At 29.8% G+C, this 17,027-nt stretch carries 16 protein-coding genes; 10 read left to right on the top strand and 6 right to left on the bottom strand.

The window, feature by feature from the left end; all coding sequences use genetic code 11:
• Nucleotides 1–98 precede the first annotated feature (98 nt).
• From CXF68_RS01830 to CXF68_RS01815, 4 genes are all read left to right on the top strand, one after another.
• Nucleotides 99–710, top strand: coding sequence for a TetR/AcrR family transcriptional regulator (locus CXF68_RS01830; RefSeq protein ID WP_101042653.1), 612 nt, complete (start codon nucleotides 99–101; stop codon nucleotides 708–710).
• Nucleotides 711–715: 5 nt separating this feature from the next.
• The gene (locus tag CXF68_RS01825; RefSeq protein WP_101042652.1) at nucleotides 716–2,065 is read left to right on the top strand and encodes a TolC family protein; all 1,350 of its coding nucleotides are present in this window, start codon (nucleotides 716–718) and stop codon (nucleotides 2,063–2,065) included.
• A 13-nt stretch (nucleotides 2,066–2,078) separates the two neighbouring features.
• Nucleotides 2,079–3,296 (top strand): efflux RND transporter periplasmic adaptor subunit, encoded by a 1,218-nt coding sequence (locus CXF68_RS01820; RefSeq protein ID WP_101042651.1) that lies wholly within the window; start codon nucleotides 2,079–2,081, stop codon nucleotides 3,294–3,296.
• A gap of 85 nt (nucleotides 3,297–3,381) precedes the next feature.
• Nucleotides 3,382–6,852, top strand: a complete 3,471-nt coding sequence (locus CXF68_RS01815) for an efflux RND transporter permease subunit (protein WP_101042650.1) — start codon at nucleotides 3,382–3,384, stop codon at nucleotides 6,850–6,852.
• Nucleotides 6,853–6,991: 139 nt separating this feature from the next.
• Here the strand turns inward: CXF68_RS01815 and CXF68_RS01810 are convergent, their stop codons facing one another.
• Nucleotides 6,992–9,319: a TonB-dependent receptor domain-containing protein gene (locus CXF68_RS01810; protein ID WP_101042649.1), complete on the bottom strand. Its 2,328-nt coding sequence runs from the start codon at nucleotides 9,317–9,319 to the stop codon at nucleotides 6,992–6,994.
• Between the two features lie 209 nt (nucleotides 9,320–9,528).
• Here CXF68_RS01810 and CXF68_RS01805 point away from each other — a divergent pair, with 209 nt between their 5' ends.
• From CXF68_RS01805 to CXF68_RS01795, 3 genes are read left to right on the top strand one after another with little or no spacing between them, the layout of a single operon-like run.
• Nucleotides 9,529–10,602, top strand: a complete 1,074-nt coding sequence (locus CXF68_RS01805; protein WP_232771595.1) for a sensor histidine kinase — start codon at nucleotides 9,529–9,531, stop codon at nucleotides 10,600–10,602.
• Between the two features lie 3 nt (nucleotides 10,603–10,605).
• Nucleotides 10,606–11,319: a LytTR family DNA-binding domain-containing protein gene (locus CXF68_RS01800; RefSeq protein WP_101042648.1), complete on the top strand. Its 714-nt coding sequence runs from the start codon at nucleotides 10,606–10,608 to the stop codon at nucleotides 11,317–11,319.
• A gap of 18 nt (nucleotides 11,320–11,337) precedes the next feature.
• Nucleotides 11,338–11,808, top strand: a complete 471-nt coding sequence (locus CXF68_RS01795; RefSeq protein ID WP_101042647.1) for a regulatory protein RecX — start codon at nucleotides 11,338–11,340, stop codon at nucleotides 11,806–11,808.
• Here CXF68_RS01795 and CXF68_RS01790 read toward each other — a convergent pair.
• Nucleotides 11,795–12,319 carry a hypothetical protein gene (locus tag CXF68_RS01790; RefSeq protein ID WP_157821830.1) on the bottom strand — a complete coding sequence of 175 codons (525 nt, stop codon included), beginning with the start codon at nucleotides 12,317–12,319 and terminating at the stop codon, nucleotides 11,795–11,797. The two genes, CXF68_RS01795 and CXF68_RS01790, sit on opposite strands and share 14 nt — an antisense overlap.
• 181 nt (nucleotides 12,320–12,500) lie before the next feature.
• Between CXF68_RS01790 and CXF68_RS01785 the strand changes: the two genes are divergently transcribed.
• The 3 genes from CXF68_RS01785 to CXF68_RS01775 all read left to right on the top strand — a co-directional run bounded on the left by CXF68_RS01785 (nucleotide 12,501) and on the right by CXF68_RS01775 (nucleotide 14,745).
• Nucleotides 12,501–13,448: an NAD-dependent epimerase/dehydratase family protein gene (locus CXF68_RS01785; RefSeq protein WP_101042645.1), complete on the top strand. Its 948-nt coding sequence runs from the start codon at nucleotides 12,501–12,503 to the stop codon at nucleotides 13,446–13,448.
• Nucleotides 13,449–13,564: 116 nt separating this feature from the next.
• Nucleotides 13,565–14,155, top strand: coding sequence for a thioredoxin family protein (locus CXF68_RS01780; RefSeq protein ID WP_101042644.1), 591 nt, complete (start codon nucleotides 13,565–13,567; stop codon nucleotides 14,153–14,155).
• An 89-nt stretch (nucleotides 14,156–14,244) separates the two neighbouring features.
• Nucleotides 14,245–14,745: an ABC transporter ATPase gene (locus CXF68_RS01775; protein ID WP_101042643.1), complete on the top strand. Its 501-nt coding sequence runs from the start codon at nucleotides 14,245–14,247 to the stop codon at nucleotides 14,743–14,745.
• Here CXF68_RS01775 and CXF68_RS01770 read toward each other — a convergent pair.
• Genes CXF68_RS01770 through CXF68_RS01755 form a run of 4 tightly spaced genes read right to left on the bottom strand, consistent with a single transcriptional unit; the run spans nucleotide 14,719 to nucleotide 17,020 of the window.
• Nucleotides 14,719–15,252 carry a hypothetical protein gene (locus tag CXF68_RS01770; RefSeq protein WP_101042642.1) on the bottom strand — a complete coding sequence of 178 codons (534 nt, stop codon included), beginning with the start codon at nucleotides 15,250–15,252 and terminating at the stop codon, nucleotides 14,719–14,721. The genes CXF68_RS01775 and CXF68_RS01770 overlap by 27 nt on opposite strands.
• A 31-nt stretch (nucleotides 15,253–15,283) precedes the next feature.
• Nucleotides 15,284–15,979, bottom strand: a complete 696-nt coding sequence (gene truB / locus CXF68_RS01765) for a tRNA pseudouridine(55) synthase TruB (RefSeq protein ID WP_101042641.1) — start codon at nucleotides 15,977–15,979, stop codon at nucleotides 15,284–15,286.
• A gap of 1 nt (nucleotide 15,980) precedes the next feature.
• Nucleotides 15,981–16,775, bottom strand: coding sequence for an undecaprenyl-diphosphate phosphatase (locus tag CXF68_RS01760; protein WP_101042640.1), 795 nt, complete (start codon nucleotides 16,773–16,775; stop codon nucleotides 15,981–15,983).
• 2 nt (nucleotides 16,776–16,777) lie between these two features.
• Nucleotides 16,778–17,020 (bottom strand): DUF3098 domain-containing protein, encoded by a 243-nt coding sequence (locus CXF68_RS01755; protein ID WP_101042639.1) that lies wholly within the window; start codon nucleotides 17,018–17,020, stop codon nucleotides 16,778–16,780.
• Between the last annotated feature and the right edge of the window lie 7 nt (nucleotides 17,021–17,027).

Raw genomic sequence — 17,027 nt, 5'->3', positions numbered from 1 at the left:
AAACAAAAATTTTAGAAAGAAGAGAATGTTAAAAAAACATTAAAACTTAGGAAACTTTTTTTGTTTCTAAAGTTTCCTACCGTACATTTGCCCGAATTATGAGAGACAGAATTATAGATAAGGCAGGTGAAATGTTTTTAAACTTAGGGTTTAAAAGTATTACAATGGATGATATAGCAAGAGAGCTTGGAATATCAAAAAAAACCTTATACAAGCATTTTTCAAAGAAAACTGAATTAGTAGATGCAAGTACAGAGGCAGTTCATAATACCATAAATGAAACAATTATTAACATTAAAGAACAAAAATACAATGCTATTGAGGAAGAGTTTACTGTAAAAGCCATTTTTAAAGAGATGTTTAAAAATGCGAAAACATCACCAATGTATCAACTAAAAAAATACTACCCAGAAACGTATACCAAGTTAATGGAGCGCGAAGTCTGTATGTTTAGAGATTGTAATATAGATAATCTTAAAAGTGGGATAGCACAAGGGCTTTATCGAAAAGATTTAGAAATAGATTTAATCGTTAATTTTTATTTTACATTACTTTTTGGTGTTTTTGAAAGTGAAATGTATGGTAGTGAAATGCAAGAATTAATAAAGGTTGAATATAAGATTTTAGAATATCATATAAGAGCTATTGCAACTGAAAAAGGACTGCAAGAATTAGAAAAACAATTAAAAATAATAAATAAAAATAATTAAAATAAATGAAAAGGCACCTGCATATTTTATATATATTCTTTGTTGTGGGAACTATGAGTTCTCAAGAAAAACAAATAGAATTTTCAATGAATGAAGCCATTGATTATGCTTTGAAAAATAGTTACGAAAATAGAGTTGCAGTCAAAAATATTGATGCTGCAAAGCAAAAAAAATGGGAAACGACTACAATAGGTTTACCACAAATAGATGCGAAAGTAGATTATCAAAATTGGTTAAAGCAACAGGTTTCTTTGTTGCCTGCAAAATTGTTTGATCCAACTGCACCAGCAGACGCTTTTGCTCCAGTTACTTTTGGTACGAAACAAAATTTAAACGCAACAATTACATTAAAGCAATTACTTTTTGATGGTTCATATCTTGTAGGGTTACAATCTGCAAAGACATATTTACAAATTTCTAAACAAGCTAAACAAAAAACAGAGTTAGGTACAAGAGAGGCTGTTATTAATGCTTACGGAAATGTTTTAGTTACAGAGAAAAGTATTGAAATATTATTGAGAAATAAAAAAGTAAACGATGGCCTTTTAAGAGAAGCAAAAATTGCTTTTGATAATGGTTTGGCAGAAGAGGAACAGGTTGAGCAGTTTGAGATTACTAAAGGGAATATTGATAACAATATTAGATCTGCAAATCGATTAAAAATTATTGCTTATAAAATGTTAAATATTACTTTAGGTAACGATATAAGTACAAAATTAACTTTAACTGATGATTTAGATAGTTTAGTGCTTTCGAATACCGATTTAAGTTTGGTTTCTCAAGATTTCAATTTAAATAGCCATATCGATTTTAAGATTGCCCAAAACGATAGAGAAAGTAAGCGTTTATTAATGCGACTTGAACAAAGTAAAGCTTTGCCAAGCTTAAGCGCTTTTGTAAACTATGGTCAGGTAGGAAATTCAAATACATTTACTTTTTTAGATAGTGAGCAACAGTGGTTTGATTCTTCACTTTTAGGAGTGAGTTTAAATATTCCGATTTTTAGTAGTTTTAAAAGAAGGTCTAAAACTAAACAAGCAAAAATTGCCTTAGAAACGGCCGATATTCGTTTAGAGGAAATAAAATTAAAATTAAAATTACAGGCTGAGAATGCTAAAAGTGATTATCAATTAAGTATTGATACATATCAAACAGCAAAAAGAAACCTTAATTTATCTGAAAGAATTGAAAAGAAACAACAAATAAAATTTAATGAAGGAATTACTACAAGTTTCGATTTGTTACAAGCACAAAATCAACTGTATACGCAGCAAAATAATTACATACAATCTATGTTAAATATTATTGCAAGTAAGGCTACATTAGAAAACGCATTAAACATACCAATTAAATAAAAATCAACTAGAAATGAAAAAAATATATACACTATTAACCGTAAGTTTAATTCTTCTTTCCTGTGGAAAAAAAGAAGCAGTTTCTGTAGAGGAATTAGTTTCAGAAGGAACTATTAAAGAATTAAGAACAAGAAAAACTGAAATTACAACTAATTTAGAAGCTATAAATATTGATTTAAAAGCTGTAAATGATGCAATTTCGAGATTAGATACTGTTAAAAAGTTACCATTAATAACAACTATAGTTACTAAAGAAGAGGTTTTTAACCATTACTTAGAGCTTCAAGGAAACGTAAAAACAAAACAAAATGTTTTAGTATATCCAGAAATGCCTGGTATATTAAGAAGAGTATATGTAAAAGAAGGACAACGTGTTGTTAAAGGACAGTTGTTAGCAACGATTGATGATGGTGGATTAAGTCAACAAATAGCGCAATTAAAAATACAAGAACAATTAGCTAAAACAACCTACGAGCGTCAAAAACGATTATGGGACCAGAAAATAGGTTCTGAAATTCAATTTTTACAAGCAAAAGCATCGTATGAAGCGCAAACAAATACTGTAAAACAATTAAGACGTCAGCAAGGAAAATCGGTAGTTAGAGCACCATTTTCAGGAGTTATTGATGATGTTATGAAAGAACCAGGTACGGTTTTAGCGCCAGGGCAAGGTTCTGAAATATTTAGAGTTGTAAACTTAAACAACATGTATATTGAAGCAGAAGTTCCAGAAAGTTATATTAAAAATGTAACAAAAGGAAAAAAGGTAGAAGTATTCTTTCCTGTACTAGGAAAAACAGTTGAAGCAAAAATTCGTCAAGTAGGTAATTTTATCAATCCAAGTAATAGGGCTTTTAAAATTGAAATTTATGTACCAAATAAATCAGGTGATATAAAACCAAACTTAACAGCTCGATTAAAAATTAACGATTATACGAGTGAAAAAGCAATTTTAATACCACAAAGTATTGTTTCTGAAAATGCTGAAGGTGAACAGTATGTGTATTTGATAGGAGATAAAAAAGAAAATAAATATGCAACTGCAAATAAAACGATTATCGAAACAGGTAAAACTCAAGGTGATGTTATTGAGGTTTTAAATACAAAGACAATTGCTAAAAATAATGGTGTATCTGAAGTGTTATTAAAGCCGATGAGTGCAGGTTTTGAAGTTGTTAGTGAAGGGGCACGTAGTGTGAATGATGGGCAGAAAGTAGAAATTAAAAATTAAAAAACACTGCTATTCTTATAACAAAGAAATTTCACTCAATAAAAATATCGTCTTCTGTTTTATGAAAACGAAAAAATAAATAAAAATGACTGACAAACAAAAAAAGCAAGTCGATAAAGAATTTGGAATGTCATCGTGGGCAATTAATAATAAAACTACCATTTATGTAATAATGGTAATGATATTCTTTTTAGGTATTTCAGCCTATTTTAACATGCCTCGAGAAAATTTTCCAGAAATTAAAGAGACGAAGATTTATATTAGTTCGGTATACCCAGGAAACACTGCCGAAGATATAGAGAAGTTAATTACCGACCCGTTAGAAGATAAGTTAAAAACGGTAAGTAATTTGGTAAAGATTACATCAACATCTCAAGAAGATTACTCTATGGTAATTATAGAGTTTGATGAAAGTATTACCGTAGAACAAGCAAAGCAAAAAGTAAAAGACGAAGTAGATTCTAAAACATCTGGTGAAGATTGGCCAACATTTAATGGGGCGAAAGTTGAGCCAAATATTTTTGAATTGAGTATGTCAGAAGAAGTGCCAATTCTTAATATTAATATTTCTGGAGATTACCCTGTTTATAAGTTAAAAGAGTTTGGAGAGTATTTGCAAGATGAAATTGAAGATTTAAATGAAATTAAGAAAGTAGACATTCGTGGTGCGCAAGATAAAGAAGTTGAGGTTGCTGTAGATATTTATAAAATGATGGCTGCTCAGGTAAGTTTTAATGACATTACTCAGGCAATCCAGAATGGAAATATGACCATGTCTGCAGGTAATTTAATATCAAGCGGACAAAGACGTACCATTAGAATTATTGGTGAAATAAAAACACCTTCAGAACTAGGTGATTTTGTTGTAAAAGCAGAGAAAGGGAACTCTATTTATTTGAGGGATGTTGCAAAAATTTCGTTTAAAGACAAAGATAAAACAACTTATGCCAGAGAGTTCGGACATGAAGTAGTGATGCTTGATGTTAAGAAACGTGCTGGTAAAAACATGGTAGATGCCGCAAACCAAGCAATTGAAATTGTTAAGAAAGCTAAAGCAGATGTTTTTCCGTCAGATTTAAAAGTAACGATAGCCAATGATCAATCTTCAAAGACTATTGGGCAGGTAGATGATTTAGTAAATAATATCATTTTTGGAGTTATTTTAGTAGTGGTTGTCCTAATGTTTTTCCTTGGTTTTAAGAATGCTATTTTTGTAGGGTTTGCAATTCCAATGTCTATGTTTATGTCTTTAATGATTTTAAACTTATTAGGTTATACATTAAATACGATGATTCTTTTTGGTCTTATTATGGGGCTCGGAATGTTGGTTGATAACGGAATTGTAGTTGTTGAAAACGTTTATCGTTTGATGGATGAAGAAGGTATGACTAGGGTTGAAGCTGCTAAAAAAGGGATTGGTGAAATTGCATTTCCTATTATAATTTCTACTGCAACAACAGTTGCTGCGTTTATTCCTTTAGGATTGTGGCCAGGAGTTATGGGGCAGTTTATGATTATTTTACCTATAACATTATCAACAGTATTAGGGTCGTCATTATTCGTCGCTATTTTCTTTAATTCGGTTTTAGTATCTCAATACATGAATACTGAAGATAAAAACATGCCAATGAAGCAAATTGTTATAATGACAAGTGTTATGGTTGTTTTAGGATTATTGGTTGTTCTTTTTGGTGGAGCTTATAGCGCTTTAGGAACCTTAATGATTTTTACAGCAATTATGTTGTGGGCATATAGATTGTTTTTAAGAAACTGGGCAAACTCTTTTCAAAATAAGACATTACCACGTTTAGAAGCTTGGTACGAAAGAATGTTAACAAAAGCATTGTCAGGTTGGAAGCCATTGATTTTAACTTTTGGTACAGTGATTTTGCTTTTTCTTGCTATTGGAGTTTTTGTAGCATCGTTAGCTACTCAAAGAACAAAAGTTGAGTTTTTTCCAGCAAATAAGCCAAATCAGATTATTGTATATATCGAATATCCACAAGGAACAGATATCGAAAAAACAAATGCAATTACAAAACAGATAGAAGAAAAAGTGTTTACTGTTTTAAATGAAGATACCTACATGGATGGTGACCATAATTTCTTAGTGGAAAGCACCGTTTCTCAAGTAGGAGCAGGAGCAGGAAACCCACAAACAGATGGTGGATCTTCAGCAGAAATGCCACACAAAGGGAAAATTACCGCTTCTATGCGTGAGTTTAAATATAGAAGAGGAGAGGATAGTGAAGAACTTCGTCAGAAAGTTCAAAGAGCTTTAGTTGGTATTTATCCAGGTGTTTTAATTTCAGTAGAAAAAGATGCAAATGGGCCACCAGCGGGTTCTCCAATTAATATTGAAATTCAAGGAGATGACTATAGAGAGTTAATTGCGACTTCTGAAAGAATGCGAGATTTTATTAATACAAGAAGTATTGCAGGTATTGATGAGTTAAAAATTGATGTAAATCGTGATAAGCCAGGAATGCAAGTGGTCGTTGATCGTAAAAAAGCAGGAGAGTTAATGGTAAGCGCTGGGCAAGTAGGGCAGCAGTTGCGTAACTCAATCTTTGGAGCAAAAGCAGGGGTTTATAAAGAAAATGGTGAAGATTATGATATTTATGTTCGTTTTAATAAAGAAGATAGGTATAATACAAGTGCTATTTTTAATCAGCGAATTACGTTTAAAGATCAGTCAACTGGTAAAACGAAAGAAGTACCTGTATCTGCAATAGCAAAACAAACTAATAGTTCTGGGTTTAGTGCTATTAAACATAAAGCTGTTAAGCGAGTTGTTACTATATATTCTGCATTAGCACCAGGTTATACTGATGCAGGTGCAATTGTAAATCAGATTAGAAATGAAATGAAAAATTTCAAGAATTTACCTAAAGGAATTAATATTGATTATACGGGGCAAATTGAAGAGCAAAATAAGCAAATGAAATTCTTAGTTGGTGCTTTTTTTACAGGGCTTGGGTTAATATTCTTTATTTTAATTTTTCAGTTTAATTCAATTTCAAAACCAGGAATTATTATGTTGGCAATATTCTTAAGTTTTATTGGAGTATTTGGTGGATTGGTAATTTCAGGAGCTTCATTTGTAATTATGATGACCATGATGGGGATTATATCTCTCGCAGGTATTGTGGTAAATAACGGAGTTGTATTATTGGATTATGCAGAGTTGTTAATAGATAGAAAAAAGATAGCAGAAGGTGTTGCTGAAAATGATTATTTAAGTAAAGAGCATTTATTTGAAAGTATTGTTAAAGCGGGTAGAGCACGTTTACGTCCTGTTTTATTAACGGCAATAACTACTATTTTAGGATTAATACCACTAGCAATAGGTTTAAATATTAACTTTTTCACATTGTTTAGTGAGTTGAATCCTCATATTTATTTTGGAGGAGATAACGTAGTGTTCTGGGGGCCATTAGCATGGACTGTAATTTACGGATTGTTAATCGCAACGTTCTTAACTTTAATAGTAGTGCCAATATTATTTTACTTAATCACAAGGTTTAAAATGTGGTTGCGAGCTAAAATGGCTTAATGCATTGGAAATACTTTTTTTAAAAATATTTTGTTAACTGAAAAGAGGATTGAAAGTTTTATACTTTCAATCCTCTTTTCAGTTAAATTTACCTCGTCATTTCGAATCACGAAGTAATCTTTTTATTTATTCAAATTAATTAATCAGGTAAACGATCTCTGTCTTTTTTAGTTCTGTTAAATCGGTAGGTAAAAGTTACTGATGTAAATCTACCAATAGGTCTATTATAACTATTTATAGTATAATCATTACCCGTAATTAGTTGTTTACGAACCCTTGAATCTAAGATGTTGTTCATGTTTAAGGTAACGGTTGCTTTATCATTCAAAATATCTTTACTAATACCTAAGTTCACTCTATATTGAGCTTCTGTGAATATTTGACCGCTTTGTCTTTCTCCATTATAATTAAAGCTTGATTGAAGTGTTAGTTTAGAAAATTTCATTCTAGAGTTTAAACGAGTAGACCATGTGCTATCATCAATAGTATAAATACCTCTTTGGTTAAAAGAATAATAGTTGAATTCACTTGATAAACGCCACCATTTATAAGGAGAATATCGGATAGCTAATTCAGTACCAAATCTATTTTCAGTTCCAGAATTAATAGGTTTTGAAATTAATGCGCCATCTGCGTTTGGAGTTACTAATGTTTCGAATACATTTGTTGTTTTCTGGTAATAAACAGATGGATTAAAGGTGAATTTACTCCAACGTTTTAAGAAACCTAACTCGAAAGAGTTTGTGTACATTGGGTTTAAATTAGGATTACCAACACGAATATTACGTCGATCAGAAATACCTCCAAAAGGGTTTAAATGCCAAAAGCTAGGTCGTCTAATTCTTCTACTGTAGCTTAACTGGATATTTGTTGCGCCGTTAAAATTATAGGTAAAATGTGCTGTAGGAAATAAATCAGTATAACTCTTTGCTGTTTTAAATTTATTCTTTCTGTCAGTGCTTCCTGTATTGGCATATTCAGCACGCAGGCCTAATAAATATTGTAATTTGTGTTCTCTGTTTCCATATTGAATATAGGCACCGTAAATGCGCTCATTGTATTTTAATAAGTTATCTAAGCTATCTATTAAAACAGTATTGTCCCAAACCTTATAATCACTATCAATATTTCTAATTTCACCTTTTATACCCATTTCAATATGCGACTTTTTGGTGATAGGTAATTTAAAGTCAGATTGAAATAAAAAATCTTTACTGCTTTCTACATCTCTACTTTTTAATAAGTTTATTGCTGAGGTTGTAGGGAGGAGTTCTTGTTCTTCTACAGATTCATTTTCGTCATCATTCCAAAAGTCATACTGAAAATTAGCTGTAAATTTTCGCCCTTTTTTAGCAAATGTTTTCACATAGTTTAACTCAATTTGATTGGCAACTTGTGGTTCTCTGTAAGATTCTTTTGAAGTAAGAACATTATCTATCTGTTTTAAATTATCTAAGAAATTAAAAGTGTAATTAACAGTGTTTTTACTTGTGTTATTTCTAAGGTAGTAACTTAATGTTAGTGTGTTTTTATCGTTTATATAGTAATCACTTCCAAAGTACAAGTTAAAAGTACGACGGCTTCTAGTTATGTTTGTTGTTCTGTTTGAAAAAGAAGTAATCGCATTATTAACGTAGTTAGTTCTGTTTAAATAACCATTCCCATCAAAAGATCTATAGCGATATGAAACATTAGAAAATAAATTAAACTTCTCTTTTTTGTAATTTATATTGTAGTTTATACTATGGTTATCAGGGATTCCTGTTGTTAATTGTAAAGAGCTTCCAAAACCACCGTTTTTATTTCGTTTTAAAATAATATTGATGATTCCTCCAGTACCTTCAGCATCATATTTCGCAGACGGATTAGTAATTACTTCTACCTTTTCTATACTTTCTGAAGGGATTGATTGTAATCCGTTGTTAGCTGCTAAAACAGAAGGCTTACCGTTAATTAATATACGAACATTGGTGTTTCCTCGTAAGCTTACAGCTCCTTCTATGTCTACGTTAACAGACGGTACACTATTTAATATGTCATTAACAGAACCTCCTTTTGAAATTAAATCTTTTCCTACGTTAAAAACACGTTTGTCTAATTTGTATTCGGTAGTAGATTTTTCTGCAATAATTTCTATTTCATCTAATGCTTGAGCGTTTTCTTTTAAAAAGATAGTTTGAAATGAATGATTTTTTGTTATTGAAATGTTATTTATTAAATGATTTTTGAACCCAATAAATTCAATTTTAATATTATAATTCCCTTTTTTAGTGTTGATAGAAAACTCACCTTTATTATTTGTAGTTTCTCCAATAATAAGCTTACCTGTAGTTGGGTTTGTTAAAATTATAGTAGCAAACTCTAGAGGTTGTTTTGTGTTCCCTTCAACAACTTTACCTGTAATATTGATTTGGGCGGATAAAAGAATAGCGTTAAAGAGTAAAAGAATGAATAATATGTTTTTCATTTTGTTTGTTTTTTGAATTATCAAGCAAATATGAGTTGGATTGTAAAGCAATATTTAGATAATAGACGAATGTGAGGATAAAATCGACGTTTGAAGTTTTTGGATTAAAAAGCTAGTTCTATGGGGTGAAAAGTTATAAATAAGGGTAAAGAAAGTCGATTTGTCGATTAAGGATTGATTTTAAGAGAGCTATTTATATATTTACAATCATGATTAAAATAACAACCCTTATTGCGTTTTTTCAAAAAAATAGAGCATTGGAGCATATTTTGTTTTGGTGTGTGTTTTTTGCATTAGATTTTCCGAAAGACTCTCTTAGGTATCAAAATGAATTTGCTTTTTCCGAAACTTTTGTAATGTCTTTGTGCCATATAATTCCGCAAATTATTACATCCTATTTTTTAGCTTATTATGTGATACCAGAGTTTTTATTGCAGAAAAGATATGTAAAAGCTGCTGGTTTGTTTATAGTGGGAACTTATTTATTGGCAGTATTTAATAGAATATTAGTTGTTCATGTTGGTGAAACTTTAGTTAGAAAAGGGGTGTTTATACAAGAGCCTATTTTAGAGATTTTTAGTGATTGGAAAAAAATATTTTTTTATTATATACCAAACCTTTATTCGATGTCGTTAATTTTTTTATCTGTAAAGTATCTTATGGGGTATAAAAGAATGAAGGAGGAAGGTTTGGTTTTGGGAAAAGAAAAGATGGAAAATGAATTAAAAACATTAAAAGCACAGTTAAATCCACATTTTTTATTCAATACACTAAATAATATTTATTCATTATCGGTTGGTAATTCTCCTAAAACATCTGCTTCTATAGAGAAGTTATCTGAAATTTTAGATCATGTATTATACCGATGTAATAGTAAATTTGTAATACTTTCAAGTGAAATTGAATTGCTTAGAAATTATATTGAATTAGAGAAGTTGCGTTATGATGATAGGTTGCAAGTTTCATTTATAACTGAGATTGAAAATGATACTGAAATACCACCGTTAGTTTTATTATCATTAGTAGAAAATGCTTTTAAACATGGTGCTGGTGAAGACAGTGGTTCTCCTAAAATTGATATTCATATAGTAAATAATCAAAAAGAGTTTATATTTAATATATCAAATACTATTTCGAAAGAATATAAAGTTGGTAATCAGGAAAACATAGGGCTTACTAATATCAGAAAACAGCTTAACTTAATTTACCAAGAAGGTTATAGTTTAGGTATAAATTGTTCAAAAGGGGTATTTAGAGTAGTGCTGATAATAAAACAAATTTAATTTATGAAGATAAAATGTTTGTTAGTAGATGATGAGCCTTTGGCTATTAAATTAATTGAAAACCATATCTCTAAAATAGATGCTTTAGAGGTGGTAGCTACCTGTAATAATGCATTAAAAGCATTTGAAATAATTAACACACAACAGATTGATTTGATGTTTTTAGATATAAAAATGCCGAATATTACAGGGATAGATTTTTTAAAAACATTAAAAAACCCACCAAAAACTATTTTTACAACAGCGTATAGAGATTATGCGATAGAAAGTTATGATTTAGAGGTGGTAGATTATTTATTAAAACCAATAACTTTTGAGCGCTTTTTTAAGTCTATAGATCGTTTTTTAAGGGAAAAGAAAGAAGCGTCTGCTAATGTTAGTACAGAGAAAAAAAGTACAGAAGATTTTTTACTTGTTAAATCTGGAAATAAACATCATAAAATAAGAATAGAAGAGATAATTTTTATAGAGTCTTTAAAGGACTATATAAAGATACATACAACAAGTGATAAACGAATTGTAGCTAAATACAAGATAGGGGAAATAGAGAGGGAGCTAATAGATAAAAAATTCTTAAGAATTCATCGGTCTTATATTGTTAATACAAGTAAAATATCAGCATTTACAATGAGTGATATTGAGGTGAATTCAGTTGAAATACCAATAGGGGCGAGTTATAAAGAAAAGGTAAATTCTTTTTTAAACAAATGGAAGTAGTATTTGTATTTTTGCAGAATGGCAAAAAAGGTTTTTACTGTATCTGAAATTAAAAGAAAAATAGAGCATTATTGTGCGTATCAAGATCGTTGCCATAAAGAAGTTGAAAATAAAATAAAGGAATATAATTTAATTCCACAAGCTAGAGAAATGATTCTTCTAAGTCTTATGAAAGATAATTTTTTAAATGAAGAGCGGTTTTCTAAAAGTTTTGCAAGAGGGAAATTTCGTATAAAAAAATGGGGGAAACAACGAATTGTAAGAGAATTAAAATTTAGAAATATATCAACATACAATATAAATACAGCTTTAAAAGAAATAAACGAGCAAGAATATATTACTACGCTATATGAGTTAGTTGCGAAAAAAGATAAATTAGTAAAAGAAGAAAATATATTTAAACGAAAAAAGAAAATAGCTGATTACCTTTTGTATAGAGGCTTTGAAAGTAACTTAATATATGAGGCAATTAATGCTATTCAAATTTAAAAATACTATCTAGTTTTATCTCCTTGTCAAATCTTTTTTTAATATAAACAGTATTTATCTTATCATTCATACCTCCATAAAGATCAAGTACCTTATTTACTTGATTATTTATTTCTTTTGAAGTAATTGAAGGGATGTATGTCATATCTGTTAACCTTAATACTTCGTTCTCAAAAACATTCATACGAGCTTTAAAAGCAGGTGTTTTAAGTGTTTCTATATTTAAACTATCTTTAAGGTGTTTAGTTAATTTTTTTAGTTCTAGTGCATTGTTTAGCGCTTCAGTAGGAGAGGTGTTTTTAAGTAGTTGTATAAAATCTTTTAATATAAAATACTCTTTCCAATTTTTTATTTCTTTAGTTGGAGTTTCATTTAAAGGTGTATTTTTAGAATGTTTAATAGCAGTGTTCATTCCTGTTTTTTTAACAGGAGCGTCTCTTTTTACATTTTTGTTCTTACAAGAAGAAGCTATTAATACAAAGGAAAAGAAAATGAATAAAATGTGTCTCATTAGTAAAAAATTGAAGGTATAAAAATACATATTTTACTTGGTTTACAGATAAGAACAAAAGTATTAGTTTGTAATCAGTCATTTATCTATCTGTTTTGTTGATAATTAAAAAAGTAGAAATGTTTTTTACGAATTATGAAATTTTATAACTTTGCAACACTATATTTTTGAACTTTTAAGAATGAATGATACTGTATTAATTTTAGGTGCTTGCGGGCAAATAGGAATAGAACTAACTCAAAAACTACGTATTCTATATGGGAGTAATAATGTAATAGCTTCCGATATTAGAGAAGGAGGAGAGGAAATGCTGAGTTCTGGCCCTTTTGAGATTATTGATGCTACTAGCAAAGAAAGAATTTTAGAGGTCGTGAAAAAATATGAAGTAACTCAAGTGTATTTAATGGCAGCAATGTTATCTGCTACAGCTGAAAAATATCCGTTAAAAGGATGGGATTTGAATATGACCTCTTTATTAGCTGTTTTAGAAATAGCGAGAGAAAAACATATTAAAAAAGTGTATTGGCCAAGTTCTATGGCTTCATTCGGTCCTACATCTCCAAAAATTAATACGCCACAGCAAACAATAATGGAGCCTTCAACAGTTTATGGAATTAGTAAAGTTGCTGGTGAGCATTGGTGTAATTATTATCATGAAAAATATGGGGTAGATGTACGTAGTATTCGTTATCCTGGTATTATTAGTTGGAAAACGTTACCTGGTGGAGGAACAACAGATTATGCAGTTGACATTTATTTTGATGCCTTAAAAAAAGGAACTTTTGAATGTTTTTTGTCTGAAAATACACGTTTACCTATGATGTATATGGATGATGCAATTAATGCTACAATTCAAATTATGCAAGCGGATGCAGATAAGATAAAAACAAGAACTTCTTATAATTTAGCAGCTATGAGTTTTACGCCTAAAGAAATTGCTAATGAGATTAAAAAGTATATTCCTGATTTTACAATTGCCTACAATCCAGACTTTAGACAAGATATTGCTGATAGTTGGCCTCAAATTATTGACGATTCTCATGCAAGACAAGATTGGGGATGGCAGCACGAATTTGATTTAACTTCTATGACAAAAGACATTATTACTAATCTAAAAAGTAAGTTGTAAATAGTATTGTAAGTTTTTAAATTTTACGACGTCTATACTATCTCTTTAGATATTGTAACTTAGGTTACTTTAAATGTAAAAGAGAAGAAATACATTTGTATAATAAGATTATTAAGATGAAAGAAATTATTGAAAACAGTTTACAAAAAGCAATTTCATATTCAGAATATAGAATTCTTGTAAAAGAGTTGTTAGATGAAGGTAAATCAACAGGTTTAAGTCAATCTGATGACTTATTAAATTATAGTTTATTAAATGATAAGCGAATGAAACGTTTAGATAAAACTATAAAAGTTTCAGAAGAAACTATAGCAAAACTTAAAGATGTAAAAGAACCTCAAACTTGGTTAGTATTAACTGAAGGTTGGTGTGGTGATGCAGCTCAAAACCTACCTGTAATTAATAAAATTGCAGAAGAAAATTCTAATATAAAGTTAAAACTAGTACTTAGAGATGAGAATTTAGAGCTTATGGATGGATTTTTAACGAACGGAGGAAGATCAATTCCTAAATTAATAGCATTAGATAAAGACAATAAAGTAATTAATACTTGGGGGCCAAGACCTGTAGTGGCTACAAAAATGGTTGCAGATTATAAGGCAGAACATGGCAGTTTAGATGCTGAATTTAAAAAAGACTTACAAGTTTGGTATAATAAAAATAAAGGAGAAAATGTTCAAGAAAATATTACCTCGTTATTAAAATAATTACTTACTTTTTTATAAAAAAAAACCCTTTTTTATTCTTAAAAAAGGGTTTTTGTTTTCTGTATCTTTGCCAGATAGAAAGAATAATTATGTTAGTAGATTTCAATACATTATCAGAAGAGGCTAAGGTTTGGATTTATCCATCTAATAGAAAATTTTATCCGCAAGAAATTGAAGGTTTAAAAGAGAAGTTAAAAGCATTTGTTGAGGTATGGAAACAAGATGATGACGATTTTAAAGCTTCAGTAGAATTACGATACAATCGTTTTATTATTTTTTCTGGTGAGGGAAATTCAGCATTATTAAATGCAGATATAGATAAATTGGTAGGTTTTGTTTTACAATTACAAGAAGTATATGAAGTTGAATTGTTAGATAGAATGAATGTTTGTTTTAAACAAGGTGAATACACCCAGTATAAAGAGTTAAAAGATTTTAAAAAGTTGATTAAAAACAAAGCGGTAACAGAAAAAACTATTGTTTTTGATAACTTAGTTGAAACGAAGTTAGAATTAGAAAATCATTGGGAAGTACCAATTTCTGAAAGCTGGTATAGTCGTTTTTTAAAGAAAAGTAAAACCAATTCCTAACGAGATGCTGTTTAGGTTTCCACTTTCAAACTGTGCTATTTTCTTTTGATGAAAGTCTAAACGTATCATGCCATTCCATCTATTACTACTTAATGAAAGAATACCTACTCCTATTTTATAATAATTACCGTTAGAAAATTTATTAGATAAACGAAACATTTGGCCATAACTACTTTCTATAAAATAAGCACTGCTACTTTTTTTAATAAAGTTATATCGTAAACTAGCGTATGTTGGTATCGAATTGATTGAGTAAGAAAAATGATGGTCATACCCAATATTAATACTTGAAGCCCAGCGTTTATTAAATTGATATCCAAATCCAGTTCTTAGTAATATTGACTTAGGTGTTATAAGAGGGCCATTTCCTTCTTCATCTAGTTTATAGTTTTGGTTAATACCAAAAGTAGTGTTTATAGATCCTGTAAAATAAGGATGGCTATCACTCTGTGCATTAACAGTTATACTTATAATAATGAATAAAGTAAAAAGGAATAAATTTTTCAAAGTAGTGATTTTTGAGGTTTTTAATCAAAAACTATTCCACTTCTAAAGAGTTTATAAATTCATCTACACTTTGTGCGTTGTCAACATGAAAGTCACCAATTTTAGTTCTTCTTAAAGCTGATAAATGAGCTCCTGAATTTAAAGCAACACCAAAATCGTATGCTAATGAACGAATATAAGTTCCTTTACTGCAAACCACTCTAAAATCAATATCATTAGCGTTTATTTTTGTGATTTCAAAAATAGGAATGGTAACTTCTCTCGATTTTATTTCGGTAGTTTCACCTTTTCTAGCTAATTCGTATAGTCGCTTCCCTTCTTTTTTAATAGCAGAAAAAATAGGTGGTTTTTGTTGAATTACACCTGTAAATTGTTTAGTCGTTTCATGAATTAATTCTTCGGTAATATGTTCTGTAGAAAAAGTTTCGTTTACCGCTGTTTCTAAATCGTAACTAGGTGTTGTTCCTCCTAAAGTAATAGTACCTGTGTATTCTTTTATTTGACCTTGATATGTGTCAATAATCTTAGTTTTTTTACCAGTACAAATAATTAATAAACCAGTTGCTAAAGGATCTAAAGTTCCTGCATGACCTACTTTTATTTTTTTAATATCAAAACGTTTACGAATGTGCCAACGTAGTTTGTTAACTACTTGAAAAGAAGTCCATTCTAGTGGTTTATCAATCAATAAAACTTGTCCGTTTTTGTAATCTTCTTCAGTTTTCATATTAGTTTAATAAAGAGTATCCGATAGCAATTAAACCTACAATTGCACAGTAAATAGAAAAGTATGATAATTTGCTTTTTTTAACCAAAGCAATCATCCAGTTACAAGCAACTAAGCCTGCAAGAAAAGCAGCTATAAACCCTGCTGATATTGGAACGATTTCAGAAGGCTGAAAGTTAATATCTCCTCCTAGAAAATCTTTTGCTATTTTTCCAAAAATAAGAGGTACTACCATTAAAAAAGAAAAACGAGCAGCTTTACTACGATCAATACCCAGTAAAACAGAGGTAGAAATAGTTGCTCCAGAACGAGAAATACCAGGGAGCATTGCAATAGCTTGTGAAATACCTATAATTAATGAGTTATTAAAAGACACCTCTTTGTTCGTGTTTTTAGATTTATCAGCAAGTAATAATAATACAGCAGTAATTAATAACATAATACCTACGAATAATATTTTTCCTCCAAAAAAAGACTCTAGTTGTTCTTCAAACAATAAGCCTATAATTACTGCAGGAATCATAGATGTGATAATTTTTAGTGAAAATTTCATTTCTTCATTCCATTTAAATTGAAACAGTCCTCTGAAAATCTCAGCAACTTCCTTTCTAAAAACAACTAAGGTACTTAATGCTGTTGCAAAGTGTAAAACTACCGTAAAAGTTAAGCTTTCTTCAGGTACAGAAGTATCTCCTAAGATAACTTTTGCTAATTCTAAATGACCACTTGATGATACCGGTAAGAATTCGGTAAGGCCTTGAATAATTCCAAGGATAATAGCTTCTAATAAATTCATGCTTACTTTTTAGGGTTCGCAAAAATAGCATAAATTTCAATACCTAAACCAATAATTACTAAGGTTGGTGCTAAACGAATTCTACGCCAGCTATAAATTTCAGGATTAAATACATTTGGGTCTTCGCTTCCGCCACCTGCCATTAAAATAAAGCCTAAAGCGATAACCGCTAAACCTATTAGCATGATGATGTAATTTCGTTTACCAAATAAAAATTCTTGTTTAGGTATAGTGTCTTTTTTCATATAAATT

Origin of the sequence: Tenacibaculum sp. Bg11-29 (assembly GCF_002836595.1) — a bacterium.
Lineage (GTDB): Bacteria > Bacteroidota > Bacteroidia > Flavobacteriales > Flavobacteriaceae > Polaribacter.
This window is presented reverse-complemented; position numbering and strand designations above follow the sequence as displayed.

Coding starts and splice junctions, on each gene's coding strand:
- CXF68_RS01830 (WP_101042653.1), top strand. CDS start 99: ATGAGAGACAGAATTATAGATAAGGCAGGTGAAATGTTTTTAAACTTA.
- CXF68_RS01825 (WP_101042652.1), top strand. CDS start 716: ATGAAAAGGCACCTGCATATTTTATATATATTCTTTGTTGTGGGAACT.
- CXF68_RS01820 (WP_101042651.1), top strand. CDS start 2,079: ATGAAAAAAATATATACACTATTAACCGTAAGTTTAATTCTTCTTTCC.
- CXF68_RS01815 (WP_101042650.1), top strand. CDS start 3,382: ATGACTGACAAACAAAAAAAGCAAGTCGATAAAGAATTTGGAATGTCA.
- CXF68_RS01810 (WP_101042649.1), bottom strand. CDS start 9,319: ATGAAAAACATATTATTCATTCTTTTACTCTTTAACGCTATTCTTTTA.
- CXF68_RS01805 (WP_232771595.1), top strand. CDS start 9,529: ATGATTAAAATAACAACCCTTATTGCGTTTTTTCAAAAAAATAGAGCA.
- CXF68_RS01800 (WP_101042648.1), top strand. CDS start 10,606: ATGAAGATAAAATGTTTGTTAGTAGATGATGAGCCTTTGGCTATTAAA.
- CXF68_RS01795 (WP_101042647.1), top strand. CDS start 11,338: ATGGCAAAAAAGGTTTTTACTGTATCTGAAATTAAAAGAAAAATAGAG.
- CXF68_RS01790 (WP_157821830.1), bottom strand. CDS start 12,319: ATGAGACACATTTTATTCATTTTCTTTTCCTTTGTATTAATAGCTTCT.
- CXF68_RS01785 (WP_101042645.1), top strand. CDS start 12,501: ATGAATGATACTGTATTAATTTTAGGTGCTTGCGGGCAAATAGGAATA.
- CXF68_RS01780 (WP_101042644.1), top strand. CDS start 13,565: ATGAAAGAAATTATTGAAAACAGTTTACAAAAAGCAATTTCATATTCA.
- CXF68_RS01775 (WP_101042643.1), top strand. CDS start 14,245: ATGTTAGTAGATTTCAATACATTATCAGAAGAGGCTAAGGTTTGGATT.
- truB (WP_101042641.1), bottom strand. CDS start 15,979: ATGAAAACTGAAGAAGATTACAAAAACGGACAAGTTTTATTGATTGAT.
- CXF68_RS01760 (WP_101042640.1), bottom strand. CDS start 16,775: ATGAATTTATTAGAAGCTATTATCCTTGGAATTATTCAAGGCCTTACC.
- CXF68_RS01755 (WP_101042639.1), bottom strand. CDS start 17,020: ATGAAAAAAGACACTATACCTAAACAAGAATTTTTATTTGGTAAACGA.